The 26,932-nt window shown below is 30.8% G+C and carries 31 protein-coding genes; 19 read left to right on the top strand and 12 right to left on the bottom strand.

What is annotated here, in order from left to right; all coding sequences use genetic code 11:
* Window positions 1-40 precede the first annotated feature (40 nt).
* Both PBN93_RS00115 and PBN93_RS00120 read left to right on the top strand, forming a co-directional pair.
* On the top strand, window positions 41-1,732 hold the full coding sequence (locus PBN93_RS00115) for a M23 family metallopeptidase (protein ID WP_271081154.1): 1,692 nt from the start codon (window positions 41-43) through the stop codon (window positions 1,730-1,732).
* A 174-nt stretch (window positions 1,733-1,906) separates the two neighbouring features.
* Complete coding sequence (locus PBN93_RS00120) at window positions 1,907-2,560, top strand: hypothetical protein (protein ID WP_077402609.1); 654 nt, start codon at window positions 1,907-1,909, stop codon at window positions 2,558-2,560.
* On the opposite strand, the gene PBN93_RS00125 is transcribed toward PBN93_RS00120, so the two are convergent.
* Entirely contained in the window at window positions 2,557-3,705 is a 1,149-nt protein-coding gene (locus tag PBN93_RS00125) for a cysteine desulfurase family protein (protein WP_077402606.1), read from the bottom strand. The genes PBN93_RS00120 and PBN93_RS00125 overlap by 4 nt on opposite strands.
* A gap of 112 nt (window positions 3,706-3,817) precedes the next feature.
* On the opposite strand from PBN93_RS00125, the gene PBN93_RS00130 reads away from it, so the two are divergent.
* Complete coding sequence (locus PBN93_RS00130) at window positions 3,818-4,324, top strand: hypothetical protein (protein WP_271081155.1); 507 nt, start codon at window positions 3,818-3,820, stop codon at window positions 4,322-4,324.
* A 2-nt stretch (window positions 4,325-4,326) separates the two neighbouring features.
* Here PBN93_RS00130 and PBN93_RS00135 read toward each other — a convergent pair whose 3' ends face one another.
* On the bottom strand, window positions 4,327-4,872 hold the full coding sequence (locus PBN93_RS00135; RefSeq protein ID WP_077402601.1) for a Smr/MutS family protein: 546 nt from the start codon (window positions 4,870-4,872) through the stop codon (window positions 4,327-4,329).
* Between the two features lie 111 nt (window positions 4,873-4,983).
* Between PBN93_RS00135 and PBN93_RS00140 the strand changes: the two genes are divergently transcribed.
* From PBN93_RS00140 to PBN93_RS00150, 3 genes are read left to right on the top strand one after another with little or no spacing between them, the layout of a single operon-like run.
* On the top strand, window positions 4,984-5,283 hold the full coding sequence (locus PBN93_RS00140; protein WP_077402598.1) for a DUF2752 domain-containing protein: 300 nt from the start codon (window positions 4,984-4,986) through the stop codon (window positions 5,281-5,283).
* Between the two features lie 17 nt (window positions 5,284-5,300).
* Window positions 5,301-5,630, top strand: a complete 330-nt coding sequence (locus tag PBN93_RS00145) for a CCC motif membrane protein (RefSeq protein ID WP_077402595.1) — start codon at window positions 5,301-5,303, stop codon at window positions 5,628-5,630.
* 14 nt (window positions 5,631-5,644) lie between these two features.
* A complete protein-coding gene (locus PBN93_RS00150; protein ID WP_077402592.1) occupies window positions 5,645-5,956 on the top strand; it encodes a CCC motif membrane protein in 312 nt (103 codons plus the stop codon).
* Between the two features lie 86 nt (window positions 5,957-6,042).
* Here PBN93_RS00150 and recQ read toward each other — a convergent pair whose 3' ends face one another.
* Complete coding sequence (gene recQ / locus PBN93_RS00155; RefSeq protein WP_271081156.1) at window positions 6,043-8,244, bottom strand: DNA helicase RecQ; 2,202 nt, start codon at window positions 8,242-8,244, stop codon at window positions 6,043-6,045.
* Window positions 8,245-8,441: 197 nt separating this feature from the next.
* Between recQ and PBN93_RS00160 the strand changes: the two genes are divergently transcribed.
* From PBN93_RS00160 to lptB, 4 genes are all read left to right on the top strand, one after another.
* Window positions 8,442-9,407 carry a KpsF/GutQ family sugar-phosphate isomerase gene (locus PBN93_RS00160; protein ID WP_077402586.1) on the top strand — a complete coding sequence of 322 codons (966 nt, stop codon included), beginning with the start codon at window positions 8,442-8,444 and terminating at the stop codon, window positions 9,405-9,407.
* Window positions 9,407-10,249 (top strand): twin-arginine translocase subunit TatC, encoded by an 843-nt coding sequence (gene tatC, locus PBN93_RS00165; RefSeq protein WP_077402583.1) that lies wholly within the window; start codon window positions 9,407-9,409, stop codon window positions 10,247-10,249. The genes PBN93_RS00160 and tatC overlap by 1 nt, the downstream gene beginning before the upstream one ends.
* The gene (locus PBN93_RS00170; protein WP_077402580.1) at window positions 10,230-10,586 is read left to right on the top strand and encodes a carboxymuconolactone decarboxylase family protein; all 357 of its coding nucleotides are present in this window, start codon (window positions 10,230-10,232) and stop codon (window positions 10,584-10,586) included. The genes tatC and PBN93_RS00170 overlap by 20 nt, the downstream gene beginning before the upstream one ends.
* Window positions 10,587-10,650: 64 nt before the next feature.
* Window positions 10,651-11,391 (top strand): LPS export ABC transporter ATP-binding protein, encoded by a 741-nt coding sequence (lptB, locus tag PBN93_RS00175; RefSeq protein ID WP_034645320.1) that lies wholly within the window; start codon window positions 10,651-10,653, stop codon window positions 11,389-11,391.
* An 18-nt stretch (window positions 11,392-11,409) separates the two neighbouring features.
* On the opposite strand, the gene PBN93_RS00180 is transcribed toward lptB, so the two are convergent.
* On the bottom strand, window positions 11,410-12,171 hold the full coding sequence (locus PBN93_RS00180; RefSeq protein WP_077402577.1) for a CDP-alcohol phosphatidyltransferase family protein: 762 nt from the start codon (window positions 12,169-12,171) through the stop codon (window positions 11,410-11,412).
* Between the two features lie 230 nt (window positions 12,172-12,401).
* Here PBN93_RS00180 and PBN93_RS00185 point away from each other — a divergent pair, with 230 nt between their 5' ends.
* From PBN93_RS00185 to secA, 8 genes are all read left to right on the top strand, one after another.
* Window positions 12,402-13,517 carry an Lnb N-terminal periplasmic domain-containing protein gene (locus tag PBN93_RS00185; RefSeq protein ID WP_271081157.1) on the top strand — a complete coding sequence of 372 codons (1,116 nt, stop codon included), beginning with the start codon at window positions 12,402-12,404 and terminating at the stop codon, window positions 13,515-13,517.
* A 13-nt stretch (window positions 13,518-13,530) separates the two neighbouring features.
* Window positions 13,531-15,405: an ABC-F family ATP-binding cassette domain-containing protein gene (locus PBN93_RS00190; RefSeq protein ID WP_077402571.1), complete on the top strand. Its 1,875-nt coding sequence runs from the start codon at window positions 13,531-13,533 to the stop codon at window positions 15,403-15,405.
* Between the two features lie 12 nt (window positions 15,406-15,417).
* Window positions 15,418-15,891 (top strand): hypothetical protein, encoded by a 474-nt coding sequence (locus tag PBN93_RS00195; protein WP_077402568.1) that lies wholly within the window; start codon window positions 15,418-15,420, stop codon window positions 15,889-15,891.
* Between the two features lie 31 nt (window positions 15,892-15,922).
* Entirely contained in the window at window positions 15,923-16,054 is a 132-nt protein-coding gene (locus PBN93_RS00200) for a hypothetical protein (protein ID WP_262487733.1), read from the top strand.
* 5 nt (window positions 16,055-16,059) lie between these two features.
* Complete coding sequence (locus tag PBN93_RS00205; protein WP_077402566.1) at window positions 16,060-16,410, top strand: SdpI family protein; 351 nt, start codon at window positions 16,060-16,062, stop codon at window positions 16,408-16,410.
* Between the two features lie 3 nt (window positions 16,411-16,413).
* Complete coding sequence (locus tag PBN93_RS00210) at window positions 16,414-16,989, top strand: cob(I)yrinic acid a,c-diamide adenosyltransferase (protein ID WP_034645205.1); 576 nt, start codon at window positions 16,414-16,416, stop codon at window positions 16,987-16,989.
* A 134-nt stretch (window positions 16,990-17,123) separates the two neighbouring features.
* On the top strand, window positions 17,124-17,348 hold the full coding sequence (locus PBN93_RS00215) for a DUF2795 domain-containing protein (protein WP_013551418.1): 225 nt from the start codon (window positions 17,124-17,126) through the stop codon (window positions 17,346-17,348).
* Window positions 17,349-17,549: 201 nt separating this feature from the next.
* A complete protein-coding gene (secA, locus tag PBN93_RS00220; protein ID WP_271081158.1) occupies window positions 17,550-20,912 on the top strand; it encodes a preprotein translocase subunit SecA in 3,363 nt (1,120 codons plus the stop codon).
* A gap of 206 nt (window positions 20,913-21,118) precedes the next feature.
* Here the strand turns inward: secA and PBN93_RS00225 are convergent, their stop codons facing one another.
* From PBN93_RS00225 to PBN93_RS00245, 5 genes are all read right to left on the bottom strand, one after another.
* Entirely contained in the window at window positions 21,119-21,361 is a 243-nt protein-coding gene (locus tag PBN93_RS00225; protein ID WP_077402560.1) for a hypothetical protein, read from the bottom strand.
* A gap of 225 nt (window positions 21,362-21,586) precedes the next feature.
* Window positions 21,587-21,823 carry a hypothetical protein gene (locus PBN93_RS00230; protein ID WP_077402557.1) on the bottom strand — a complete coding sequence of 79 codons (237 nt, stop codon included), beginning with the start codon at window positions 21,821-21,823 and terminating at the stop codon, window positions 21,587-21,589.
* Window positions 21,824-22,077: 254 nt separating this feature from the next.
* Window positions 22,078-22,326: a hypothetical protein gene (locus PBN93_RS00235; protein ID WP_077402554.1), complete on the bottom strand. Its 249-nt coding sequence runs from the start codon at window positions 22,324-22,326 to the stop codon at window positions 22,078-22,080.
* A 204-nt stretch (window positions 22,327-22,530) separates the two neighbouring features.
* Entirely contained in the window at window positions 22,531-22,767 is a 237-nt protein-coding gene (locus tag PBN93_RS00240) for a hypothetical protein (protein WP_077402551.1), read from the bottom strand.
* A gap of 186 nt (window positions 22,768-22,953) precedes the next feature.
* Complete coding sequence (locus PBN93_RS00245; RefSeq protein WP_077402548.1) at window positions 22,954-23,634, bottom strand: peptidoglycan DD-metalloendopeptidase family protein; 681 nt, start codon at window positions 23,632-23,634, stop codon at window positions 22,954-22,956.
* 87 nt (window positions 23,635-23,721) lie between these two features.
* Between PBN93_RS00245 and msrA the strand changes: the two genes are divergently transcribed.
* A complete protein-coding gene (gene msrA, locus PBN93_RS00250) occupies window positions 23,722-24,399 on the top strand; it encodes a peptide-methionine (S)-S-oxide reductase MsrA (RefSeq protein WP_077402545.1) in 678 nt (225 codons plus the stop codon).
* A gap of 8 nt (window positions 24,400-24,407) precedes the next feature.
* On the opposite strand, the gene PBN93_RS00255 is transcribed toward msrA, so the two are convergent.
* The 3 genes from PBN93_RS00255 to PBN93_RS00265 are packed head-to-tail and all read right to left on the bottom strand — an operon-like array spanning window position 24,408 to window position 26,863.
* The gene (locus tag PBN93_RS00255) at window positions 24,408-25,778 is read right to left on the bottom strand and encodes a hypothetical protein (RefSeq protein WP_077402542.1); all 1,371 of its coding nucleotides are present in this window, start codon (window positions 25,776-25,778) and stop codon (window positions 24,408-24,410) included.
* Window positions 25,759-26,337, bottom strand: coding sequence for a hypothetical protein (locus PBN93_RS00260; RefSeq protein WP_077402539.1), 579 nt, complete (start codon window positions 26,335-26,337; stop codon window positions 25,759-25,761). The genes PBN93_RS00255 and PBN93_RS00260 overlap by 20 nt, the downstream gene beginning before the upstream one ends.
* Window positions 26,321-26,863, bottom strand: coding sequence for an RNA polymerase sigma factor (locus tag PBN93_RS00265; RefSeq protein WP_077402536.1), 543 nt, complete (start codon window positions 26,861-26,863; stop codon window positions 26,321-26,323). Before PBN93_RS00265 ends, PBN93_RS00260 begins: the two co-directional genes overlap by 17 nt.
* Between the last annotated feature and the right edge of the window lie 69 nt (window positions 26,864-26,932).

Raw genomic sequence — 26,932 nt, forward strand, 5'->3', positions numbered from 1 at the left:
AACGGGATTGGTTATTTTCGTATCAACTTTAAAAATACTTATGAGAATCTACGCATTTATAGCTGCACTATTTTTACTAACATCTGTAAACGGACAAGAGAAATATCCTCAAAATAAATTTCAATCTCCTTTAGACATTCCGTTAATTTTAGCGGGTAATTTTGGCGAATTACGTTCTAATCATTTTCATTCTGGTATAGATATTAAAACCCAACAAAGAGAAGGTTTAGCTGTTTACGCTATAGATGATGCATCTGTAACACGTATTAAAATATCGCATTGGGGATATGGTAAAGCTCTTTACATTACACACCCAAGCGGTTACACCTCTGTGTATGCCCATTTGCAAAAATTTTCTCCTAAAATTGAAGAGTACATAAAAAAAATACAATACAAAAAGCAATCATACCAAGTAGAGACTTTTCCTGATTTTGGTGAGCTTAAAGTTAAAAAAGGAGAAGTAATAGCCTATTCTGGCAATACAGGCGGTTCTTCTGGTCCACATTTACATTTTGAAATTAGAAGTAATACCACTAGCAAACCTACAAACCCATTACTTTACGGATATGACATTAGAGACGCTACAGACCCAACAATTTTAAACCTATACGCATACCCTTTAAGTGATAATGCACAAATAAACCAAAGTGCAAATAAAACGCAAATAAAGTTTAAAAAACAAGCAGATGGCTCTTACTTAGCAGATAAAGTATACGCTTCTGGTACTATTGGTATTGGTTTTAATGGGTATGACAGGCAAGATATGGCCGCTAATAAAAACGGAATTTACTCCATAGAACAACTGGTTAATGGTAAAACGTATTCTAAATTTAAATTCGATTCATTTTCTTTTGCCGAAACAAGGTACATTAACACCTTAATAGACTACCAACATTATGGTAAATATAACCAGCGCATTGTAAAGTGCTATAAAGATCCTAGCAACAAACTAAGTGTATATTCTGATTTACATAACAACGGTAAAATTAACATAACTAATGGTCTTACCTACAATGTAGAACTATTGCTAAAAGATTGGGAAAATAACACCACCAAAATTATTATTCCTGTTGAAGGTAAATTGCAAGAATTAAAATCACCTAAAAAAATAGAAGTTACCAACAATTATTTAATTGCTAAAAAGCCAAACAATTACAATTTAGATGGTGCAAAAGTATATTTTCCTGCAAATACATTTTATAACGATTTTTATATTGACTTAAAAAAAGGAACAGATACTGTAAAAATTCATAACAATGAGGTTCCTGCTCACCGTAATTTTACCATAACTTTTGATGTTAGTAAATATACTGATGCCGAAAAAAAACAACTTTTTATTGCCAGGTTAAATAGCAAAAACTTACCTATACACGCAACTACATATAAAAGAGGAAATACCTTTACTACAAGAACAAAAAATTTAGGTACTTATACTTTAGCAAAAGATACAGTTGCACCAGTTATTACTCCTAAAAACTTTAAAGCAAAACAATGGCTAAACAATTACAAATATTTAAGCCTTAAAATTGTAGATGATTTAAGTGGTATTGACACTTACAATGCTTACATTAACGGAGAATGGATATTAATGAGTTATGAGTATAAAACCAACACCATAACCTATGATTTTGATGATAAAATACTAGATAAAAAAGAATGTAATTTAAAAGTTGTTGTTACAGATAACATAGGCAACACTACAACATATGAAACTACTTTTTATAGAAAATAACACTGCAATAGCAAAAGGGTAAATAAAAACAGTTAATTTAATAAAATACACACCTAAAATAACAATAGTTTAAAAGATTAAAAGCTTATAAGTTTAGTAATTTCATATACTTTTGCAAAAAAATAAAGTGTATTAAACTTTAACACGGCAGTGTAATTACAGAGAATACAAAAAATGAAAAAAACATTACTTTTTATAATAGTACTATCTTTTTGTGGAGTACAAGCACAAAAAAACATATACGAAAACAAACATTTTGATGCCATAAGCAAAGACCATAAAGTACTGGCAATTATTCCGTTTTTAGCTAATTTGGAGCTAAAAGATAACATTACAAAAGAAAAGCTAAAAGAGTTAGAAGAAAAAGAGGGATACGCTGTGCAAAATGCACTAGAAACTTATTTTTTAAGAGGTAAAAAAAAGAAGAAATACGCTGTAGAATTTCAGAACATAAAAAACACTAATGCTTTATTAGCTAAAAATAATATTACATTTAAAAATATAGATATACATACCACTAAAGAACTAGCCAAGCTATTAAATGTAGATGGTATTATTAGTGGTAATATAGATTTAAATGTATTGTTATCTGATGGAGTTTCTACAGACTTTAATTTCTTTGATTATTTTGATGGAAACGCTAATTATGGGCGTATTGGAATAAAGGTTAGTGATGGTGACTCTGGCAAACTATTATGGAAATACGAAAAGGAAATTAACAAGAAGACTGGCAAAAACACCATAGATCTTATAGATGGTATGATGAAAAAAGCAACTCGTAAATTTCCTTATGATAAAGAAAGAGTAAAAAAGAATAAGAAAAATTAACTCTCTACAAACTCTTTTAATACTTGTATAGTATAATCTAACTCTTGCTTGGTATTGTACTTAGAAAAAGAAAAACGCACAGACGGCTTTTGCAAATCTTCTTTAGACAATACCTCTGTTAATACATGAGACCCTAAACTGCTTCCAGATTGGCAAGCACTACCTTTAGAACACCCAATACCTTTTAAATCTAAATGAAATAAAAGCATTAATCCTTTTTTCTCGTCTACTGGTATATTTACATTAACCAATGTGTACGTACTTTTATCCATGTTACCAGACAAACCATTAAATTTAATTTCGGGAATATCCGCTTTAATTTTATCTATAAAATATTGTTTTAACTCTATAACATAGGCTTTTTCTTGCTCTAAATTCTCGTAAGATTTTACAAATGCTTCTTCTAAACCAACAATGTTATGGTATGGCTCTGTACCTGCTCTAAAACCACGTTCTTGTGAACCTCCAAATATTAAAGGCTTAATACCTTTATCTTTCTTTATGTAAGCAAAACCTATACCTTTTGGCCCGTGAAATTTATGTGCTGCAGCAGTTAAAAAATCTACAGGTGTTTGCTGTACATCCCAAGCATAATGCCCAACAGATTGCACAGTATCTGAATGAAAAAGAGCGTTGTACTCTTTACACAATGCACAAACCGCATCAATATCTAACTTGTTGCCTATTTCATTATTAATATGCATAAGACTCACTATTTTTTTAGTATCATCTTGTGCTAACAACTCTTTTAAATGTATTAAATCTGGATTACCATTAGCATCTAAATTAACATAATGCAAAGCAATACCGTATTCTTTTTCTAATTCCTCTACTGTATGTAAAACAGCATGGTGCTCTATTTTTGACGTAATAATAGTACGCACATCTAAATCTCTAACTGCTCCACGCAAAATCATATTATCTGCCTCTGTACCTCCAGATGTAAAAATAATTTCTGCTGGGTGTGCATTTAAATACTTTGCAATTGTTTTACGTGTTTTTTCTATTGCAGTTTTAGCTGTTCTACCAAAACTGTGTGTAGAAGACGGGTTTCCGTAACATTCTCCTAAAGCATCTTGCATTTTTGCAATAACCTCTTCTCTAACCTGTGTTGTAGCTGCGCTATCTAAATAAACTTTTTGCATCAGAATTTATCAAAAATTATAATCCCCCAAAAATAGGGGATTTAAAATTAAATAATTCTAAAAAACGTTAAAATCTACATGTAATCAAAAGAAAAACTTTTACATTTGAAGTATGAAGAAATATTTCCTTTTTAGCGCACTTTTTACCTTATTATCTTGTAGTGATGGTGACTTACAAATTGAAACTTTAGATTTTAGTACAGTAACAGCTCAAAACTGCGGTACACTTAGTGTTGATACTGAATTATTTTTTAAAATAAATAGTAATGAAACTTTAATATTAAACTTACAAAGTGGATTGCTTAAAAATGAAGTCTCTGAAGCTGAAATAACAAGTGCAATACCAGAAGCTAGTCAACTTACATATCGTACATTTTCTGGCACAGTATCTAGTAATTATTTTTGTGATTCTCCACCACCAGCAACACCAACAGTTTTAGAAGAAATTAATGCTGAAAAAGGGACCATTACTATAAACACAGTTGCTGGCGAAACAGAAGGTACCTTTATACACACCATTAAACTTAAAGATATTACACTAAACAATAGTGATGATACACGTATAACAGATTTAAATATTGAAGATTTTGCAGTGCTAACAACAACAGTTCCTCAATAATTTTAATTCTGAAAAATATAAACTTCAGTGGCTCCTAGTCCGTATTTTTGATAATCTGCGTCATAAAATTTTAAGTTGTCATATTTATTAAAAAGGTAATGCAACTCTTCTTTTAAAACTCCCTCTCCTACTCCGTGTATAAAAACTACTTTTTGTATTCTTTTTTGAATAGCGAAGTTTAATTGACGTTTAGCTGTTTCTAACTGTAGATTGAGCATATCAAAATTACCCATACCTTTGCTAGACTTTACAAGTTGGTTTATATGTAAATCTACCTCCATCTTAGGAATATTTCGCTCTTTAGGCTTTACAGATGGCCTATTTTTACGCTTGGGCTGTTCTTTTTCTTGTTTAATTTTAGCCACTTCATAATTAGACACTCTTATTGTATCTGCGTTTGCAATTTTAATTAGCTCTTTCTTTAAATAAGAAATCTCAAAACCCATATCTGTTTCAATAGTGACATTGTAACCATTTACAGCCACAACAACACCAGAAATTGTATCGTCTAAAACCTCTACCTTATCACCAATACTAAAATTTGCCATACCTTTAATTTACGTCTTTAAAATTTTTCTTTTAAAAAATTATAAGGCGTTTATTTTCTTTCCACAAAAATAATAGTATTTTTCCGTTTCAAAAATAGATTACAATACTAAATGCCGTTACCTATATTAGAGTTTAACATTAATGACTATATGCTTCCTTGTATGAACAAGAAGTATTTTGGTGTTGAATGCCCTGGTTGCGGTATACAAAGATCATTATCATTAATTTTACAAGGAGACTTTAGTGGTGCTTTTCAAATGTACCCGGCAATTTACACACTAATTTTGCTTTTTGGTTTTATAGCTGTTAACCATTTCTATAAAATAAAACACGCCAATAAAATTATTATCACATTACTAGTCATTAATTTTGTAATAATATTTACCAACTATATTAATAAATTTCTTTAACCAATTACATTAAAATTATGGAACAACAAAAATTACCAAACGTTACTATTGCCTTAGTATTAGGAATAATTTCTTATGTAGGATGCTGCTGCACTTCTGGATTTGGAGGTATACTTTTTTCTGGTATAGCTCTATTTTTAATAAATAAAGACACTAAAACCTACCAAGAAAACCCTCAAGAATATTCAAATTTTGGACAGTTGAAAACCGCTAAAATTGTTTCCATTATTGGGTTAGTGTTAAGTGTAATAATTGTAGGACTATACATATTCTTTAAATCTACAGGTGCTTATGATGAAATGATGGAAGAGTTTATGAAGGGATACAACCAAGGACAAGGATTATAATTATTAAATAAATTATGAAAGAAGAATTACCTGGTGCTAGTAGCGCTATGACGATGGGAATAATTGGCTTAATTGCAACTGTTGCATGTTGCGGACCTCTTGGAGCTATTTTTTGTTTTATTAGTTTATCTAATGGTAAAAAAGCAAGATTGCTTTATGAGCAAAATCCAGGTCAATATACAGGAATTGAAAATGTAAAAACCGCAAAGATTTTATCTATTATAGGATTAGTTATTGCGGCCCTATATCTTGTATTTATAATACTATACTTTGGAGTTATAATAGCTGCAATTACAGCAGGAAGTATGGATAGTATGCAATATTAAACTTCAATAGATTTATATTGATAACGAAAAAATCCCAATACATATGCATATGTATTGGGATTTTTTATTTTAAGTTTATTCGTATACTAGTTTGCTACTTCACTAATAAATTTTATTCTATATAAACGTAGTTCTTCATCTTCATAGTCACCATCAAACTCTTCTACAGCAGCATCAATATTATCAGATTCTGCTTCTAAAAAGTAATCGTGTATTTCTTCTTGTTGGTCTTCATCTAAAGTTTCATCTACCCAATAAGTAATATTTAGTTTTGTACCACTATATACTATTTGTTCCATTTCTTTTATCAACTCTGCTAGCTCTAAACCTTTAGCATCTGCAATATCTGTTAATGGCAACTTACGGTCTACATTTTGTATTATATACAGTTTTAAAACAGAATTAGCTCCTGTACTTTTAACTACTAAATCATCTGGCCTAACAATATCATTATCCTCTACATACTTAGCTATAAGTGCTAAAAATGGTTTTCCGTATTTTTTAGCTTTACCTTCTCCTACTCCATGTATGTTAAGCATATCTTCCATACTGGTTGGGTACTTAAGCGCCATGTCATCTATAGACGGATCTTGAAAAACCACAAAAGGAGGTACACCGTGCTTTTTAGCTTCAGACTTTCTAAGTTGCCTTAACAACTGTGCAAGCTCTTTATCTGCTACACCACCAGAACTTTTTGCTGCACTCACAATAGCATCATCATTAGCCTGACTATACACATGGTCTTTTGTCATTAAAAATGATGTTGGCTCCTTAGCATAATCAACACCCATTGGTGTAACGCGCAAAATTCCGTACTGCTCTATTTCTTTTCTTAAGTAACCTGCTACTAAAGTTTGGCGAATTAATGCCATCCAATAACCAGCGTCTTTATCTTTACCTATACCAAAAAATGGTTTTTCGTTAGTTTTATGAGACGCTATAAGTGCATTTTTTTTACCAATTAAGGTATTCACTATTTCTTTTGACTTAAATTTTTCTTTAGTCCCCTGTACAACACTAATAAGTTTAACTACATTTTCTTTAGCCTCTACTTTTTCTTTTGGAGTACGGGTATTATCATCCATATCTGCTCCTTCTCCATTAACCTCGTCAAATTCCTCTCCAAAATAATGAAGAATAAATTTTCTACGAGACATAGATGTTTCTGCAAAGGCAACAACTTCTTGCAACAGTGCATTTCCTATCTCTTGTTCTGCAACGGGTTTCCCTGACATAAATTTTTCTAACTTTTCTATGTCCTTATAAGAATAAAAAGCCAAACAATGGCCCTCTCCTCCATCTCTACCAGCTCTACCGGTTTCTTGATAATAACTTTCTAAACTTTTAGGTATATCATGGTGTATTACAAAACGTACATCTGGTTTATCTATACCCATACCAAAGGCAATTGTTGCAACAACAACATCTACCTCTTCCATTAAAAACATATCCTGGTAACGAGATCTTGTTTTTGCATCAAAACCAGCGTGGTAAGGCACTGCACTTATACCATTAACCTGTAACACTTGTGCTAATTCTTCAACCTTTTTACGACTTAAACAATACACAATACCAGATTTACCAACATTTTGCTTTACAAAACGTATAATGTCTGCTTCTATATTCTGAGTTTTTGGTCGTACTTCATAAAATAAATTAGGTCTATTAAAAGATGCCTTAAATAATTTAGCATCTGCAATACCTAAATTTTTTACAATATCTTCTTGTACTTTTGGCGTAGCAGTAGCAGTTAAACCTATCATAGGAATACTATCTCCTAATTTACCAACAATAGTTTTAAGGTTTCTGTACTCTGGTCTAAAATCGTGTCCCCACTCAGAAATACAGTGTGCTTCATCTACTGCAACAAAGGAGATTTTTACAGATCTTAAGAACTCTACGTACTCCTCTTTTATTAAAGATTCTGGGGCCACATAGAGTAATTTAGTTACTCCGTTTACTATATCTTCTTTCACTTCCTTTACTTGAGTTTTTGTTAAAGAAGAGTTTAAAACGTGTGCTATTCCGTGTTCAGAAGAGATACCACGTATGGCATCTACCTGGTTTTTCATCAAAGCTATTAGAGGCGAAACAACAATAGCTGTACCTTCTTGCATTAACGCAGGTAACTGATAGCAGAGTGATTTACCTCCGCCAGTTGGCATTATAACAAACGTATTATTACCCTTAAGCAAGTTATTGATGACACTTTCTTGTAATCCTTTAAATTTTGTAAATCCAAAATGCTTTTTTAAGGAAGCGTGCAAATCAATGTTAGAGTTACTCATAGTATAGTATAGTGATTGTATTTACTGTTTATTAATATAATAAAATTCAAGATACTCAAATTTTAGTAATCCATACAAAATTTAAGCTAAAATTAATTTCCATCAAATTACTGTATCACATAAAAATAAGTTTACGTAATTTTGTATTCTTAAAGATAGTACATCTTTTTTAAAAGAACACATAATTTAAGATTACATTGAGCAACTCCAAAACAATTATAGATATTGCTAAGCGAACAATTTCTAATGAAGCTGATGCTATAAAAAATTTATCTAACCTGCTAGATTCTAACTTTACAGACGCAGTAAATGCTATTTACAACTCTAAAGGAAGATTAATAATTTCTGGAATTGGAAAAAGTGCCATAATTGCACAAAAAATTGTAGCTACTTTAAATTCTACTGGCACACCATCTATATTTATGCATGCTGCAGACGCAATACATGGCGACCTTGGCACTGTTTTAAAAGATGATGTTGTTATTTGTATCTCTAAAAGTGGTAATACACCAGAAATTAAAGTTCTAGTGCCGCTTATTAAAAGAGGAGGTAATGTTTTAATTGGTATGACCGGTAATACAGAATCTTTTTTAGCACAACAATCTAACCACGTACTAAACACTTATGTAGAAAAAGAAGCTTGCCCTAATAATTTAGCTCCTACAACAAGTACAACAGCGCAATTGGTTATTGGTGATGCAATTGCCGTTTCTTTATTAGAACTAAAAAGATTTACAAGTAAAGATTTTGCAAAATATCACCCAGGTGGTGCGTTAGGTAAAAAATTGTATTTACGCGTAAATGACATTGTAAATAACAACCAAAAACCAGAGGTTACTACCAACACTCCTGTAAAACAAGTAATAGTAGAAATTTCTGAAAAAATGTTAGGAGCTACTGCCGTTTTAGAAAATAATAAAGTAGTTGGTATTATAACAGATGGCGATATTAGAAGAATGCTTAATACATATGACAATATTGGTAGCTTAACTGCTAAAGACATTATGTCTAACAATCCTAAAACTGTAAATACAGATGTTTTAGCTGTTGATGCTTTAGAACTAATGCAACAACAAGGAATATCACAATTAGTAGCTATAGAAAACTTAAAATACGTTGGCTTATTACATTTACATAACCTAGTAAACGAAGGGATTTTATAATGGCAAAGAGTAAAAAAAATCCGGACGAAATGTCCTTTTTAGACCATTTAGAAGAACTTAGATGGCACTTAATTAGATCTACGCTAGCAGTTGTAATTATTGGTATAGTTGCATTTGCAATGAAAGAGTTTATTTTTGACACGGTATTACTGGGCCCTAAAAAAATGAATTTCCCTACCTACAAATTCTTTTGCTCTGTAGCTACCTATTTTGGTATGGACTCTAGTTTTTGTGCAGAAACTTTACCCTTTACCATACAAAGTAGAACAATGGCAGGGCAGTTTTCTGCTCATATTTGGACGTCTATATGGGCTGGTTTTATAGTTGGTTTTCCTTACATTTTATATGAAATGTGGCGTTTTATAAGTCCTGGTTTATATGAAAAAGAGCGCAAAAACTCTAAAGGTTTTATTTTTGCAGCGTCGTTTTTATTTTTCTCTGGCGTACTTTTTGGTTACTACATTGTTACTCCCTTTTCTATCAACTTTTTAGGTACATATCAAGTTAGTGAAGAGGTTTTAAATGAATTTGATTTAAGCTCCTTTATCTCTACCGTAAAAGCATCAGTAATTGCCTGCGGCATAATGTTTGAGCTACCTATAATAATATACTTTTTAACAAAAGTAGGCTTAGTTACTCCAGAAGTGCTTAAAAAGCACAGAAAAATAGCATTGGTAGTAGTATTAATAGTAGCTGCTGTTATAACTCCGCCAGATGTTGCTAGTCAAATTGTAGTAACAATACCCGTTTTAATACTATACCAAATTAGTATTTATATTTCTAAAAGAGTGCTAAAAAACGAAGCTAAAAAATTAGGTAAAAATGTCACAAAATCCAGTTAAAGAATTTAATGAGTATCGTTCTAAAATGAACGAGAAAATATTAGCAGATAAAAATAAGGTTATTAACAGAATTTTTAATCTTGATACTAATGCATATAGTAAAGGCGCATTAGATGTTAAAACTAAAGAACTACTAGGCTTGGTTGCTTCTGCTGTTTTACGTTGCGATGATTGTGTTAAATATCATTTAGAGAGTTCGCACAGAGAAGGTGCAAACAAAGAAGAAATTATGGAAACCTTAAGTATAGCTACACTTGTTGGTGGTAGTATTGTTATTCCGCATTTAAGACGTGCACACGAATATTGGGAAGCTATTGAAGCTAACCACGAAGGTTAAAAAAAAGGTAAATCTTCTCTGTTTACAAAAAGAATAACTTAGATTTGGATATTCTATGGAAAAAATGAAGCTTAGAGCAGACAATATAATGAAGTCCTATAAAGGACGACAAGTGGTAAAAGGAATATCTTTGGAAGTAAACCAAGGAGAAATTGTTGGTTTGTTGGGCCCAAATGGTGCCGGTAAAACAACTTCTTTTTATATGATTGTTGGGCTAGTAAAACCTAATGGTGGTAATATTTATTTAAATGATATGAATATTACACAATTCCCTATGTACAAAAGAGCACAAAACGGAATTGGCTATTTGGCACAAGAAGCTTCAGTTTTTAGAAAGCTTAGTATTGAAAAAAATATTTTAAGTGTACTACAACTTACAAAACTTAGTAAAAAAGAGCAGCACATGAAAATGGAGTCTCTTATTGAAGAGTTTAGTTTAGGACACATACGTAAAAACAGAGGAGATTTACTATCTGGAGGAGAGCGTAGACGTACAGAAATTGCACGTGCATTAGCTACAGATCCAAAATTTATTTTGCTAGATGAGCCCTTTGCTGGTGTAGATCCTGTTGCTGTAGAAGACATACAACGTATTGTTGCTCAGTTAAAAAACAAAAATATTGGTATTTTAATTACAGACCACAACGTACAAGAAACACTTGCCATTACAGAAAGATCTTACCTTATGTTTGAAGGTGGCATTTTAAAGTCTGGAGAGCCAGAAGAACTAGCTGCCGATGAAATGGTAAGGCAAGTATACCTTGGCCAAAACTTTGAGCTACGTAAAACTAAAATAGATTTTTAAGCCCCTTATACTTTCTGCTTAAACCTTTTTACTTCCTAAATTACTAGCTATAGATAGTAGCACATAAACCAATATTATAATTGGCACTGCTAAATATTTAATGACTACTATTAAAACAATGCATAGTATTAAAAAAATGTAGCGAATAGCATTATCTTTAAAATTCCAAGTTTTAAATTTTAATGCAAACAATGGCAAATTAGCATTTAATAAATATGCGCTTAAAGCAGTAACTGCTAGTAAAAACCATTGATTTAAAATTAAATCATTTAACAAGGTGTAGTTTTGATAAACCAATATTAACGGCAATGAAATTATTAAAAGAGCATTTGCTGGTGTTGGTAATCCGATAAAAGATTCTGTTTGGTTTTCATCAATATTAAATTTAGCAAGCCTGTAACCAGATGCTAAGGTTATTACAAAACCTATAAAAGGAATTATTGAAGATATTTGAAATTCTGAACTATAAAAATTTCCTTCTAACCCTGTAAACATAGCAGAACTCCATCCGCCTGTAGTAGACATTAATAATAATTTATACATTACTATACCTGGTACAACACCACTTGTAACCATATCGGCCAAAGAGTCTAATTGCAAACCAAGCTCACTTTGTACTTTTAGCATACGAGCAGCAAAACCATCAAAAAAGTCAAAAAATATACCTAAAAACACAAAAACAGCTACCATTTCAAAAATTCCGTGTACAGCAAAAAGCACCGCTAAACAACCACAAAATAAATTTAAAAGCGTAATTAAGTTAGGTATCTGTTTTTTCATTTTTTTAGTAAGTTTAGTGTATTGCTATATTCTTCAAAAATACAGTAATATTAGTTGCTTTGGTAAAAATAGTATTTCTTTAAAAAAAACAATTTAAAAAGCTGCTTTTTTAAAAAGCATACGGCAGTTCTTCTAATTTGTTCGATATTTGTTACTCGTAAAAAATAGTAAACTTGAAAAAACACATTAAAGCAATCGTTTTTATACTGTTATTAAGCAATACAATTATTATGTATTCTCAAAACAGTGCTATATCTAACAATGCTCAAATTAGTGTACTTACCTGTGGCTCTGGAGACCAATTATACTCTACCTTTGGCCATAGCGCTATAAGAGTATGGGACCCTTTAACAAGAACAGATAAGGTATATAACTATGGTATTTTTGATTTTAATGCCCCTAACTTTTATCTAAATTTTGTAAAAGGAAAATTACTTTTTAAGGTAAATAAACAAGATTTTTCAAGGTTTTTATATGAATATCAGTATGAAAAAAGATGGGTTAAGGAGCAGGTTTTAAACCTTAACACCAAACAAAAACAGCAACTTTATAATTACTTAGAGAAAAATGTAAAACCAGAAAATAGAGATTATTTGTATGATTATTTATATAACAATTGTGCAACTAAAATTATTGAGGTTTTAAACACATCTATAGGCAAAGACATTACTTTTAAAGAAAACCACATTGAAAAAAATTTTACATTTAGAGAGTTGTTAGATCAAAAATTAAGCACCAATACGTGGGCTAGTTTTGGTATAGATTTAGCCTTAGGTTCTAAAATAGATAAAAAAGCAACCGTTTTACAACACACTTTTTTACCAGACTATGTATGGTCTCAATTAAATAACAGCACTATTAAAAATGCTCCATTAGTTTTGTCAAACAGAACTATTTTAAAAGAACATAAAAAAGTAACTAGTATTAACTTTTTAGCAACTCCTATGTTCTGGTCTTTTCTATTTTTAATTTTTGTTCTTTTTATAACATACACAGATTATAAAAATCAATTATGGTCTAGGTGGATAGATATTTTTTTACTGTTTACTACTGGTATAGTTGGCTTCATATTAAGTTTATTATGGTTTGCTACAGACCATACTGCTACAGCAAATAACTTTAATTTGTTATGGGCATTACCTTTTAACTTAGTTGCCTTATTTTTATTACCAAAAAAGAAAAACAACAACACTAAATTACATAAATACAGCATAATTTTACTTGTATTTTTACTGGCTGTGCCTATTGTACAAATAATAGGAATTCAAAAATTTCATCCAGTATTTATTCCTATACTACTATCACTTGCCACTAGATATGTATTTATTTGGCAAAAAACAAAATAACTAAAACTAGCAAATGAACCTACTTACGGTTGAAAACATATCAAAATCTTACGGAGAACACGCACTATTCTCAGACATTTCGTTTGGTGTAAATAAAGATCAAAAAATTGCTTTAATAGCAAAAAACGGAAGCGGCAAAACTTCTATTTTAAACATCCTATCTGGTCAAGACTCTCCAGATAGCGGACAGGTAAATTACAGAAAAGGGATTAGAGTTTCATTTTTAGAGCAAGAGCCTAATATGAACCCAGATTTAACTATTGAAGAAACCATTTTTGCATCAGACAATGAAGTTTTAAAAGTTATAGCAAATTATGAAAAAGCACTCGCAAACCCAGAAGATGCAGAAAAATATCAGCTTGCTTTTGATGCTATGGATAGGTTTGAAGCTTGGGATTTTGAAACTCAATACAAACAAATATTATCTAAACTTAAGTTAGATGATGTTTCTTTAAAAGTTGGTTTACTATCGGGCGGACAAAAAAAGCGTTTAGCTATGGCAGATGCGCTTATAAACAGGCCAGACTTATTAATTTTAGATGAGCCAACCAACCATTTAGACCTAGAAATGATTGAATGGTTAGAAGAATATTTTGCAAAAGAAAGTATTACCCTGTTTATGGTTACACATGATAGGTACTTTTTAGAGCGTGTTTGTAATGAAATTATTGAGTTAGATAATAATACACTTTACCCTTACAAAGGTAACTACTCTTACTACCTAGAAAAAAAAGAGGCGCGTTTAACACAAGAGGCTGTAGAACACCACAAATCTAAACTTTTATATAAAAAAGAACTAGGTTGGATGCGTAAACAACCCAAAGCACGTACCACCAAATCTAAATCTAGAATAGACGATTTTAATGATATTAAAGCCAAAGCTCACCAACGCAGAAAAGAGCACACTATTGAGCTAGAGATTAATATGGAGCGTATGGGGAGTAAGGTTATGGAGCTTGTAAAAATCTCTAAAGCCTACCCAAACAAACCTATTTTAGATAAGTTTGAGTATAACTTTTTAAAAGGTGAGCGTATTGGTATTATTGGCAAAAATGGTACTGGAAAATCTACTTTTTTAAATATAATTACAGGCACAGACCAACCAGATAGCGGAAAAGTAATTGTTGGTGAAACTATTAAATTTGGTTATTACACTCAAAAGGGAATAAAAATAAAAGAAGGCCAAAAAGTTATAGATGTTATAAGAGAATTTGGAGATTATATTCCGCTTAAAAAAGGGCGTCAAATATCTGCTCAGCAATTATTAGAACGCTTTTTATTTGATAGAAAAAAACAATATGACTTTGTTGAAAAACTAAGTGGTGGCGAACGCAAAAGGTTATATTTATGTACTGTATTAATACAAAATCCTAACTTTTTAATACTAGATGAACCTACAAATGACTTAGACATAGTTACATTAAATGTTTTAGAAAGTTTTTTAATGGATTTTCCTGGATGTTTATTAGTAGTATCCCATGATAGGTATTTTATGGATAAGATTGTAGATCACCTATTTGTATTTAGAGGCAATGCCGTTATAGAAGATTTCCCAGGAAACTATTCAGATTTTAGGTCTTATGAAGACAGCGCTGTATTAGAAAGTAGAGAAAATAAAGAGAAAGAAACTAAAACAGATAAAAAATCTTGGAAAACAGAAGGCAAAACAAACAAATTATCTTTTCAAGAACAAAAAGAATATAACAACATAGAAAACAAAATTAAAAAGTTAGAAGAAAAAAAGGTAGCACTACAAAACAAATTTTCTGATGCTAGCTTAAGTGGTGATGAGATAGATAAGCTATCTAAAGAACTACAACTTGTTATTGATGAAATTGATGAAAAAACAGAACGCTGGTTTGAGCTTTCTGCAATTGTTGAAGGTTAATTTTGCTTAACTATGTTTCAAACACTTGCGCATTTAGGTTTTTTATTAAAAGCAACTAACCAACACGGTGTACACTCACCTTTTATATATAATTACGTTACTAAGTGTTTGTATAAAAAAGAGAAGCTACACCGTAATAAAAGTTTTAACGTTGTACTAAAAAGTATTTCTTATTTTAATGTAAAAACTGCTTTTGTAACGAATAAAGAATTAAAAAAACATATAAAAACCAACATAAATTATACCAATACTAATGTAGACTTTGGGTATTTAAACACTCCAGATTTAACCGTTTTTAAAAGTGTTAACTACCATAATAACACAATGGTTTTTATTAATAACATTTATAAAAATAAACAAACAGAACAAATCTGGGAGCAAATTAAAATGTTAGATTTTGTCACCGTTACTGTAGATGTTTTTTATGGTGCAGCTGTATTTTTTAGAAAAGAACAAGCAAAAGAACATTTTAAAATAAGAATATAATACTGTATTTTTAAAATTATAAAAATTAACAATGGACTATACTACATTTATTGTTTGCGGAATTGTACTAGTTATTTTTCTTGTTGTAAATTTTAGAAACAAAAAGAAAAGCAAAGAAAGAAAATCTCGTAAATTTATGAGTAATTACAAACGTAAAGAGTAAGCAATTTGGATTTTAGCAACCCATTATTTCACATTCCTCTTGGCTCCGGCAGCTTATTTATAATTGTTGGACTTTTTCAGCTTAAATTTCCTCCTAAAAAAATAAATAATCTATATGGTTACAGAACTAGCAAGGCTATGTTAAACCAAAACAGGTGGAATTTTGCGCAAAAATATTCATCAATACAATTAATAAAAATTGGTTTTTTACTTGCATTATCATCTCTATTTAGTATTCTATATCAACCTAAAAAAGAAATTGCAGTTGTTATTTGTATAGCGCTATTGCTTACAAGTATTATTACTTTAGTTTTAAAAGTAGAAAAAGCTATAGACTCAAAATTCAAAGAAGAATAACATATGAAAATATATACAAAAACAGGAGATAAAGGAACTACTGCCCTATTTGGCGGCACTAGAGTTCCCAAACATCATTTACGTATAGAATCTTACGGTACTGTAGATGAACTAAACTCTTGGATGGGACTTATAAGAGACCAAAAAATTAATAACCACTACAAAGATATTATAGCTACTATACAAGATAAATTATTTACCGTTGGTGCTGTTTTGGCTACAGATCCAGAAAAAATGGTTCTTAAAAACGGAAAAGAAAGGCTAAATATAGAAAAAATTAGCAACGCAGATATTGAACTATTAGAGCAAGAAATGGATAAAATGAATGAATCTTTACCACAGATGACACATTTTATTTTACCTGGCGGACACACAACCGTGTCATACTGTCATATTGCACGTACTGTTTGCCGTAGAGCAGAACGTTTAGCATCTCATTTAAACGAGAACGAACCTTTTGAAGCAAATGTTTTGTCATTTATCAATAGATTGTCCGACTACTTATTTGTACTCTCTAGAAAACTAAGTAAAGACCTAGATGCAAACGAAATAAAGTGGATTCCTGAGAAGAAAGACTAATATTTACATTATTTTAACGTTATCAACATATTGAATATCAACAATTTTATAAAAATAAATTAAAAAACTACAAAAAAACTTGCTTTTCTTGTTTAAAAATTTATTTTTGCAAAAAATTAAAATTAACTATTACCATGTATTGGACATTAGAACTAGCATCTTATTTAAGTGATGCGCCTTGGCCAGCGACCAAAGATGAATTAATAGATTACGCCATTAGAACTGGTGCACCATTAGAAGTTGTAGAAAATTTACAATCTATGGAAGAAGAAGGTGGAGAAATCTACGAATCTATTGAGGAGATATGGCCTGACTATCCTACAGAAGAAGATTACCTCTGGAACGAGGATGAATATTAAATAAAGAAATACATAAAAAAGTCTCCTTGGAGGCTTTTTTTTTATGTAATTTTGGCAGACGCAGGTGGCTATTTTAGCCTTTTAAAAAACTGGAATACCTTTTGCGTAACAAATTACATTCCGCATTTTATACGGAACATTAATCTAAATAGTTGAATGTGTTTACTTTGTAAACCACAGACTTTATAAATTATAATACATATGAGTTTCATTAATTCCGTGCTAAAGGCCTTTGTTGGTGATAAAGCCAAAAAAGACGTTAAGCAATTACAGCCAATAGTAGATAAAATTAAAGCCTTTGAACAAAGTTTAGAAGCTATTAATCTAGATGAGCTAAGGGCAAAAACAGTAGAGTTTAAAGAAAAATTAAAGGCAGACACTAAAGAGTTAAATGAACAAATAGAAGCTCTTAAAATTGAGGTTGAGTCTTCTACAGATATAGATAAAAACGAAGATCTTTATACAGAAATAGATCGTTTACAAGAAGAAGTATATAAAACGTTAGAAAAATCACTTTCAGATCTTTTACCAGAAGCTTTTGCTGTTGTAAAAGAAACTGCTAAACGTTTTGCAAACAACACTACACTTACAGTTACTGCTACAGAATATGACAGGCAGTTGTCTGGTATTAAAGACTATGTTAGCTTAGAAGGTGACAAAGCCGTTTGGCAAAACTCTTGGGATGCTGCAGGTAAGCAGGTAACTTGGGATATGGTACATTATGATGTACAGCTAATTGGTGGTATTGCACTACACCAAGGTAAAATTGCAGAAATGCAAACTGGTGAAGGTAAAACTCTTGTGGCTACATTGCCAGTTTACTTAAATGCTCTTACTGGTAATGGTGTACACCTAGTAACCGTTAACGATTATCTTGCAAAAAGAGATAGCGCGTGGATGGCACCAATTTTTCAGTTTCATGGATTTACAATAGATTGTATAGATTATCATCAACCTAATTCTGATGCTCGTAGAACTGCATACAATGCAGACATAACCTACGGTACAAATAATGAATTTGGTTTTGACTATTTGCGTGATAATATGGCGCACAAACCTACAGACCTAGTACAGCGCCCGCATAACTTTGCTATTGTAGATGAAGTAGATTCTGTTTTGGTTGATGATGCACGTACACCGTTAATTATTTCTGGTCCTGTACCCGAAGGAGACAGACACGAGTTTAACGAGTTAAAACCAAAAGTTGCAGACATTGTACAACTACAAAAACAATACTTAACTGGTGTTTTAGCCGAAGCTAAAAAATTAATAAAAGCAGGTGACACAAAAGAAGGCGGTTTTTTACTACTACGTGTTTACCGTGGTTTACCTAAAAACAAAGCGCTAATTAAGTTTTTAAGTGAAGAAGGTATTAAACAGTTGTTACAAAAAACTGAGAACTTTTATATGCAAGATAACAACCGTGAAATGCCAACGGTTGATGAAGAGTTGCTGTTTGTAATTGATGAAAAAAACAATCAAATAGAGTTAACAGATAAAGGTATTAAACATATTTCTGGTGATGTAGACAGTAATTTCTTTGTAATGCCAGATATTGGTTATGAAATTGCTCAAATAGAAAACCAAAACCTAAACATAGAAAAAGAAGCTGAACTAAAAGAAGAGTTATTTAAAGATTTCTCTATTAAAAGTGAGCGAATACATACTATGAACCAATTACTAAAAGCTTACACTCTTTTTGAGAAAGATGTGGAGTACGTAGTAATGGACAATAAAGTAATGATTGTAGATGAGCAAACAGGTCGTATTATGGACGGTCGTCGTTACTCAGATGGTTTACACCAATCTATAGAAGCTAAAGAGAATGTAAAAATTGAAGCAATGACACAAACCTTTGCTACAGTTACATTACAAAACTACTTTAGAATGTACAACAAGCTTGCTGGTATGACTGGTACAGCCATTACAGAAGCTGGTGAATTTTGGGAAATTTACAAGTTAGATGTTATGGAAATACCAACTAACAGACCAATTGCTCGTGATGATAGAAACGATTTAATTTACAAAACAAAAAGAGAAAAATACAATGCCATTATAGAGGAAGTTACACAACTATCTAACTCTGGCAGACCGGTACTTATTGGTACAACTTCTGTAGAAATATCAGAATTGTTATCTAGAATGTTAACCATACGTAAAGTACCGCACAATGTACTTAACGCCAAGTTACATAAGAAAGAAGCAGATGTAGTTGCACAAGCAGGTAATGCTGGTATTGTAACTATTGCTACCAATATGGCAGGTCGTGGTACCGATATTAAATTATCTACAGACGTTAAAAATGCTGGTGGTTTGGCAATTATTGGTACAGAGCGTCACGATTCTAGACGTGTAGATAGGCAGCTACGTGGTAGAGCCGGGCGTCAAGGAGATCCAGGAAGTTCTCAATTTTATGTTTCTTTAGAAGATAACCTTATGCGTTTATTTGGTTCTGATAGAGTTGCTAAAATGATGGATAAAATGGGCTTAGAAGAAGGCGAAGTTATTCAGCACTCAATGATGACAAAATCTATAGAACGTGCACAGAAAAAAGTTGAAGAAAACAACTTTGGAGTACGTAAACGTTTGTTAGAGTATGATGATGTTATGAATGCCCAAAGAGAGGTAATTTACAAAAGAAGACGTCATGCTTTACAAGGAGAGCGTTTAAAATTAGATATTGCTAATATGATTTATGATACCTGCGAGTCTATTGCAGATGGTAATAAAGCTGCTAGTGATTATAAAAACTTTGAATTTGAATTAATTAAGTATTTTTCTGTAACAGCTCCTATTAACGAAGATGAGTTTGCTAAAATGTCTGTACAAGATATTGCAAACAAAACTTATAAGGTAGTTTATGATTATTACCAAAATAAAATGGAGCGTAATGCTGCTACTGCTTTTCCGGTAATAAAAAATGTTTATGAAGATGCTGCCAATAATTTTGAACGTATAGAAGTTCCTTTTACAGACGGAATTAAAGCTCTTAAAATAGTTACCAACCTTAAAGAAGCATACGAAAGTAACGGTAAGCAATTGGTAAACGATTTTGAAAAGAATATAACACTTGCAATTTTAGATGATGCTTGGAAAACTCATTTACGTAAAATGGATGAGTTAAAACAATCTGTACAATTAGCTGTGCATGAACAAAAAGATCCGCTATTAATTTATAAGTTTGAAGCTTTTGAGCTTTTTAAAGCTATGGTAGATACTGTTAATAAAGATGTAGTATCATTCTTGTTTAAAGCAGAATTACCAACTGGTGACACATCAGACATACAGGAAGCAAGAACTGTAAGAAGGCCACAAGCAAACTTACAAACTACAAAAGAAGAAATACCTAACAGTGATGAGTTAGCTGCACAAAACAGGGCTGCTAGCCAAACACAGGGTAATAGACCACAAGTAACAGAAACAATTACTAGAGAAAGACCAAAAATTGGTAGAAATGACAGAGTTACAATTAAAAATGTAATGAATGGCGAATCTAAAGTTGTTAAATTTAAACAAGCAGAACCTTTATTAACTAGAGGTGAATGGGTACTAGTTGAAGAATAAAACTAGTACTTAATAGTCATAAAAAAAGCAGCTCTTTTAGAGCTGCTTTTTTATTTATATGCAGTGTAAAACTGCTGTCATCGTTAGTTACTTTTTAATATGTTTATTACGAACAGGAACTTTAATTGCACGCACTTTTGGTTTATTATTAAATAACAGGCCAAATGTAATAGCTGCTATTGTAATTAAAGTTATATATATCATAATTAAACTAATTTTGCTTTATTTGCTTTTGTCTCAAAAGAAAGCGCTTTAATAATATTTGCATTTTTAATTAAATACAAACGTGCAACGCTATTCTGTTTTGTATTATTTAAAACTGTAGACCCTTTTACAATTGAAGCTATTTTTGGCACTTCAACTTTACTAACAGGTAACTTTTTAGTTTTTTGTGCTTGTACAGATACACCAACACATAAAATTAAAGATAAGGTAACTAGAGTTTTCATAAATAGGTTTTGTTTACCATAAAATTACAACCCTTATTTTCCCGAACTTTTTCTTACTCGTTTAAAAACACTTTTTTATCGTTGACTTGCAACAACTTAGATGAACTACCTATTAAAAAATAGTAGTTTTTTTGTTAACCAACACTTAATCCTAAAAAACAAACATTTTATCGGATTTAAAAAAACTAAACAACTATTTAACAATTAGTTACAAAATGTTTAAAATTAAGCTATTTTAGACTTACTACGTTTTGTAGAAAAAGATAATGCCTTTTTAATTTTAGAATTTTTAAACTTGTACAAACGTGCTACTTCAGTTTCTTTTTCCGCAGCTTCTTCAGTTACTACTGTTGCTTTTACCTCTTTAGTTTCCATTTTTAAAACAGGAGCAACTTTAGCCTCTTGTGCCTGTGCTGTAACGCCTACTGTAATAACAAATAATAAAGTGATAATTGCTTTCATAGTAACTTTGTTTGTTAATGTAAAATTACTATCAACATAATGTTATAGAAATCAAAATCGCTTAAACACCTTTATTTTTAGGTGTTTGACAAATTATATGATAAAGTGTAAAAAATCTTCGACAACTGAAATTAGGTGAAAATCAGCTAATCGAAATTAAGTGCATTACAACTGATGTTATATGACTACAAAAAATATAAACGTAGTTTTTAAGAGTAGATAAAAGTTAACAAAACAAAAATTTAAAGAAAAAACTAAGCTATTTTAGTAATTATTTTTTTTACTGTAAAAGTTAATTCTCTTTTAATTTTAGCATTTTTAAATCTGTATAAACGCGCTACCTCAGCTTTTTCTTTAACAACTTCTACTTTTTTTTCTAAAGATATTACTTGTGTTGGTTTTAAATTTAAAACTGTAACGGTTTTGTCTACTTGTGTTGGTACTTGTGCTTTTGCTGTTAATCCTAATGTAAGAATAAATAAAAAAGTGATAATAGCTTTCATAATACTTTTGTTTTGTATTACAAAGCTACTTACCCTAAACAACATAAATTGCTAATTGTAGATAAAGAACGCTAAACTATAGATGAAAGGAAAAAGACAATTTTAAACTACGTTTATCTCAACTTTTACTAAATATAGTGTTTGCAATTTCTAAAATTAAGGTATTTGCTATAAAAAATTAGTTAATTGAATAAAATGAGAAGATTAAGCTATTTTAGACTTGCTACGTTTTGTAGAAAAAGATAATGCCTTTTTAATTTTAGAATTTTTAAACTTGTACAAACGTGCTACTTCAGTTTCTTTTTCCGCAGCTTCTTCAGTTACTACTGTTGCTTTTACCTCTTTAGTTTCCATTTTTAAAACAGGAGTAACTTTAGCTTCTTGTGCTTGTGCTGTAACGCCTACTGTAATAACGAATAATAAAGTGATAATTGCTTTCATAGTAACTTTGTTTGTTGATGTAAAATTACTACCAACATAATGTTACAGAAATCAAAATCGCTTAAACACCCTTATTTTTCGGTATTTGACAAATTATATGATAAAGTGTAAAAAATCTTCGATGACTGATAATAAGTAAAAATCCGCTAATCGAAATTAAGTGCATTTAATCTTAGTAAAAGACAGCTATATTTTTAAAAGTAAGTTTGGATTAGGGCAATTCTGCTTGTAAAACTCTACATCTTTTTTAGCACAAACTCCTGGGTAATCTCCTTTAAAATCTTTAATATCTATTATTACCTGAAAATGTAAATGTGGCGCATAACCTACATTAACTTCTGCCGTTCCTAAAGTTGCTAAAACTGATCCTTTTGCAAACTCTTTACCTACATACACATCATTTAAAGAAGAAAGAGCTAAGTGTCCGTACAAAGTATAAAATGAATGATTATTAATAGTATGCTCTAAAATTATTGTAGGCCCATAATCTCCAAACACGTTATTATTTTTAAAACTGTGCACTACTCCACTTACAGGCACTATAACTTCTGCCCCAGCATTTGCCCAAAAATCTATACCCAAATGTATATTACGTATATTATCACTTTCTTTAGAAAAATTTTTGTTATTAGCATATAAGTTTCTTATTTCTAAATAACCACCATAAGCAACAGTGGCATTATTACTTTCTAATTGTTGTGTAATGTAGGCTTCACATTCATTTGCCCTAGTAATATCTAACTTATCTAACTCTTTATTACCTGTAGATAAGTCCACAGGAATATAACTGTCTTTTAAATTGGTTGTATTAATAATAGAAGTAAAACCTGCCGTTACAGATTGCAAAAAATTTGCTGTATTTTGCATAGATAAAATGTTAATGTATTTTTAAAATAAGTGTACCCTTGTAAGTATATTTAAAAGTAGCACACTAATTTATTAAAAAGAAAATTTATGAGAATAGTTAAAGTTGCATTATTACTAAGCACAATATTAATATCTACCAGTTGTTCATCTAAAAACAATACAAAAAAAGAAACTAGTACAGAGGTAAAGGTAGAGACAAAAACAATTATCCAGGATTTAAGCTCTTATGAAACTGCCTATTTTGCAAGTGGTTGCTTTTGGTGTGTAGAAGCTGTTTTTGAGAGTGTTAAAGGTGTTAAGGAAGTAATATCTGGTTATGCAGGAGGCACAGAAAAAAATCCTACTTACGAGCAAGTAGGTAGTGGTAATAGCACACATGCAGAAGCTGTGGTTGTATATTACAATCCCAAGGAAGTTTCTTATGCTACTTTGGTTAAAGTTTTTTTTGGATCTCAAGACCCAACAACATTAAACCGCCAAGGACCAGATAAAGGCACACAATATAGATCTATTGCTTTTTATAAGAACAAGCAAGAACAAAAAATTATAACAGACTATATAGCTAAACTTACTAAAGAAAAAGTATTTAGCTCTAAAATTGTTACCGAGGTTACCCCTTTTACAACTTTTTACAAGGCAGAAGACTACCACCAAGATTACGAAAAAAAACATCCTAATAACCCGTACATTAAAAATGTATCTGTACCAAGATTAAATAGATTCAAAAATAAGTTTCCTGAGTTATTAAAGAAAAATACTCACTAAATTTAGTACTACTTTAAAACAACATCACTGTATGATGCATCTATGTTAAGAGACCTTGTTGTGTTTTTTGAGTTGTTGTAGCCTTTGTGCACTACCATATTCTGATTTAAAGATTTTTTTATTGATAAATTAGAAGGTAAAACTGTTTTTGATGATTTGCTCTTTATATATATAGTATAAGGTGTTTTTGGTAAAATGGCCTCTAATTCACCATTTGTAATAGTAATATCTAAATCTTCAAAGTCTGATGATATTGAGTTTATTTGTACATTTCCAAAATCATTTTTCATAAAAGCAGATTTTAACAACTGATCTATGGTTATGTTAGAAGATACAGAACTTAAAGTAAGCTCTTTTACCGTTTTTAATTCTACATCTTTAGTATAGCTGGTTTTTAACTGCCCAACATTCCAATTAGTAACATATATAGGAGAATAAGACGCATTTACATACGTCTTTTCTCCTTTAATTGTAGAAGCTAGCAAACTTGCATAAGACAAGTTTGCATTTATATTTGTTGTATTATCCGCAAGTTTTACTTTACCATGACGTACATCCATTTTTATGGTTGCAGATTTAGGCATTTTAATCTTGATTGTTTTTTTAACTTTTAAGCTCTTTGTACCACCATCCTTAGAAATGTAAAATGTATTGGGACTAGTGTAAAATTCATTAGAGTTCATATAAATTACATCTCCGTTGCGCTGTGCTTTTAAGACTTTAGCTTTTACTTTTTCTGAAAGCTCCTTATGTTTCTCGGCTAAAATTTTTGACTTTTTTTGAGTAATTATAGCCTTCTTTTTAACTTCTTCTACCCATTTTTTTATTTCGGCTTCGTTTTTTGCTCCCATATCTTTTTGAAACTCTTGTTGCCACTTTTTTATATACTCTTTACCACCTTTTTGGTATTCATCATAATTAAAGTCCACAAACTTTACATCTTTCAAATCATAGCCCAACATTATAGTATCCATTCTTATTGTGTCCATATCAAAAGACACTCTTGCAGGAAAATTAGAGGTATTAAAATGAATTGGCTGCGCATTAACAAAAGCATCAGTTTTACTAAAAAATTTATTTCCTCCTGTAGATACAGTTACTTTACTAGAATTTCCTAAAATATCCATTTTGTTACGAGCAAAGTATTTTTCTGCTTCATCTATAGACATACCTTCTACTTCTATGGTTGCTTCTACTTGTATTACATTTTTGTTCCAAGTATCAAACTCTATATCTGCATTATTGGTATCTAAATCTAAAACAGCATTTTTATTTACATTAAACACCTCTTTAAATACTTTTGTTTGCCTTTGGGCGTATATACTTGTACAAGCAAGTATTGTTAATACTATTATACTTTTACACACTAATTGTTTCATTTTGATTGCTTTTTAATTCGTTTAACTTTTTTCTAAGTTTTTGTAGCAACTGCAAACGCAATTGCAAATTGTTAATTAAAGCAGAAATTAATTGATCATTAGGCCCAATGGTATTTAACTCTGTATTAAGATCTTGGTACTCTTTATGCAACTCTGCTAAGCGCTCCATATAACTATCTACCAATGTTTTATTATCATTAGACACTTGCAACTGTGCTAACTCTAAATTTATATTTACTTTGTAATAATCTTCAATCTTTTTTAAATCTGGAGAAAGAGCTCCTAATGTTATACCTTCTTTTTCCTTAGATGGCTTTTCTATGTCTACTACGGTGTTGTTAACTGTTGTATTTTTAGATTGATTGTGATAAACCAAAATAGAAATAGTAAGCAATACAATCACACTTGCGGCAATTTTGTACACATACCATTTATTTTGCTTTGGGGCAGGCATAGCAGCGTTTAACTTGTCTTCAAACCTAGTAATATGCCCATCTTTTAAGTTGTGCTTTTGCTTTGCTCTTTCTTTCTTAAATATTTCCCTAAGATCCTGTCCCATATCTTTTCTCTTTTAAAAGTTCTTTTAATAAGCCTTTGCCTCTTAGTAAACGTGTTCTACAAGCAGACTCTGTAATATCTAATATTTCAGATGTTTCTTTATGGTCATATCCTTCTATTAAATATAATTGTACTACACATTGGTATTTATCTGGTAGTTGTGCAATTGCAAATTTTATTTGCTGTAGGGTTACCGTATCTTCTACCAACCAATCATCATCTTCTACAATTGTTAAACTGGTTTCCGTTAAGGCAACATATTTATCTTTTTTAACCTTTATAAAATCTAAACATTTGTGTACTACAATTTTTTTAAGCCAAGCACCAAAAGTTACTTCACCGCTATACTGCTCTATTTTTTGAAAAGCATTAATAAATGCCTCTTGTACCACATCTTCTGCATCATTCTCATTTTTTAAAAAACGCATTGCAACACAATACATACCATTGCAGTATTGTTTGTAAAGCTGCATTTGAGCTTTACGGTTGTTTGTTTTACATTTCTTAACAATATCAGCAGTAGACATTAATTGTTTTTTTTGGTTGCGTTTGTTTAAATAAAGACGACACAAAATTATTGATGTTGCAAAAACATA

Source organism: Cellulophaga omnivescoria, from assembly GCF_027915275.1.
GTDB lineage: Bacteria > Bacteroidota > Bacteroidia > Flavobacteriales > Flavobacteriaceae > Cellulophaga > Cellulophaga omnivescoria.

Bases quoted from the DNA above. Each gene is read 5' to 3' on its own strand.
- PBN93_RS00225 (WP_077402560.1), bottom strand. From the start codon at position 21,361: ATGAAAACTCTAGTTACCTTATCTTTAATTTTATGTGTTGGTGTATCT.
- PBN93_RS00260 (WP_077402539.1), bottom strand. From the start codon at position 26,337: ATGGGACAGGATCTTAGGGAAATATTTAAGAAAGAAAGAGCAAAGCAA.
- PBN93_RS00125 (WP_077402606.1), bottom strand. From the start codon at position 3,705: ATGCAAAAAGTTTATTTAGATAGCGCAGCTACAACACAGGTTAGAGAA.
- PBN93_RS00210 (WP_034645205.1), top strand. From the start codon at position 16,414: ATGAAAATATATACAAAAACAGGAGATAAAGGAACTACTGCCCTATTT.
- recQ (WP_271081156.1), bottom strand. From the start codon at position 8,244: ATGAGTAACTCTAACATTGATTTGCACGCTTCCTTAAAAAAGCATTTT.
- PBN93_RS00185 (WP_271081157.1), top strand. From the start codon at position 12,402: ATGTATTCTCAAAACAGTGCTATATCTAACAATGCTCAAATTAGTGTA.
- PBN93_RS00115 (WP_271081154.1), top strand. From the start codon at position 41: ATGAGAATCTACGCATTTATAGCTGCACTATTTTTACTAACATCTGTA.
- PBN93_RS00170 (WP_077402580.1), top strand. From the start codon at position 10,230: ATGTCACAAAATCCAGTTAAAGAATTTAATGAGTATCGTTCTAAAATG.
- PBN93_RS00145 (WP_077402595.1), top strand. From the start codon at position 5,301: ATGGAACAACAAAAATTACCAAACGTTACTATTGCCTTAGTATTAGGA.
- PBN93_RS00120 (WP_077402609.1), top strand. From the start codon at position 1,907: ATGAAAAAAACATTACTTTTTATAATAGTACTATCTTTTTGTGGAGTA.
- PBN93_RS00140 (WP_077402598.1), top strand. From the start codon at position 4,984: ATGCCGTTACCTATATTAGAGTTTAACATTAATGACTATATGCTTCCT.
- PBN93_RS00200 (WP_262487733.1), top strand. From the start codon at position 15,923: ATGGACTATACTACATTTATTGTTTGCGGAATTGTACTAGTTATTTTT.
- PBN93_RS00230 (WP_077402557.1), bottom strand. From the start codon at position 21,823: ATGAAAGCAATTATCACTTTATTATTTGTTATTACAGTAGGCGTTACA.
- PBN93_RS00135 (WP_077402601.1), bottom strand. From the start codon at position 4,872: ATGGCAAATTTTAGTATTGGTGATAAGGTAGAGGTTTTAGACGATACA.
- PBN93_RS00215 (WP_013551418.1), top strand. From the start codon at position 17,124: ATGTATTGGACATTAGAACTAGCATCTTATTTAAGTGATGCGCCTTGG.
- PBN93_RS00235 (WP_077402554.1), bottom strand. From the start codon at position 22,326: ATGAAAGCTATTATCACTTTTTTATTTATTCTTACATTAGGATTAACA.
- tatC (WP_077402583.1), top strand. From the start codon at position 9,407: ATGGCAAAGAGTAAAAAAAATCCGGACGAAATGTCCTTTTTAGACCAT.
- PBN93_RS00190 (WP_077402571.1), top strand. From the start codon at position 13,531: ATGAACCTACTTACGGTTGAAAACATATCAAAATCTTACGGAGAACAC.
- PBN93_RS00180 (WP_077402577.1), bottom strand. From the start codon at position 12,171: ATGAAAAAACAGATACCTAACTTAATTACGCTTTTAAATTTATTTTGT.
- PBN93_RS00245 (WP_077402548.1), bottom strand. From the start codon at position 23,634: ATGCAAAATACAGCAAATTTTTTGCAATCTGTAACGGCAGGTTTTACT.
- PBN93_RS00130 (WP_271081155.1), top strand. From the start codon at position 3,818: ATGAAGAAATATTTCCTTTTTAGCGCACTTTTTACCTTATTATCTTGT.
- PBN93_RS00240 (WP_077402551.1), bottom strand. From the start codon at position 22,767: ATGAAAGCAATTATCACTTTATTATTCGTTATTACAGTAGGCGTTACA.
- secA (WP_271081158.1), top strand. From the start codon at position 17,550: ATGAGTTTCATTAATTCCGTGCTAAAGGCCTTTGTTGGTGATAAAGCC.
- PBN93_RS00255 (WP_077402542.1), bottom strand. From the start codon at position 25,778: ATGAAACAATTAGTGTGTAAAAGTATAATAGTATTAACAATACTTGCT.
- lptB (WP_034645320.1), top strand. From the start codon at position 10,651: ATGAAGCTTAGAGCAGACAATATAATGAAGTCCTATAAAGGACGACAA.
- PBN93_RS00195 (WP_077402568.1), top strand. From the start codon at position 15,418: ATGTTTCAAACACTTGCGCATTTAGGTTTTTTATTAAAAGCAACTAAC.
- PBN93_RS00150 (WP_077402592.1), top strand. From the start codon at position 5,645: ATGAAAGAAGAATTACCTGGTGCTAGTAGCGCTATGACGATGGGAATA.
- PBN93_RS00265 (WP_077402536.1), bottom strand. From the start codon at position 26,863: ATGTCTACTGCTGATATTGTTAAGAAATGTAAAACAAACAACCGTAAA.
- msrA (WP_077402545.1), top strand. From the start codon at position 23,722: ATGAGAATAGTTAAAGTTGCATTATTACTAAGCACAATATTAATATCT.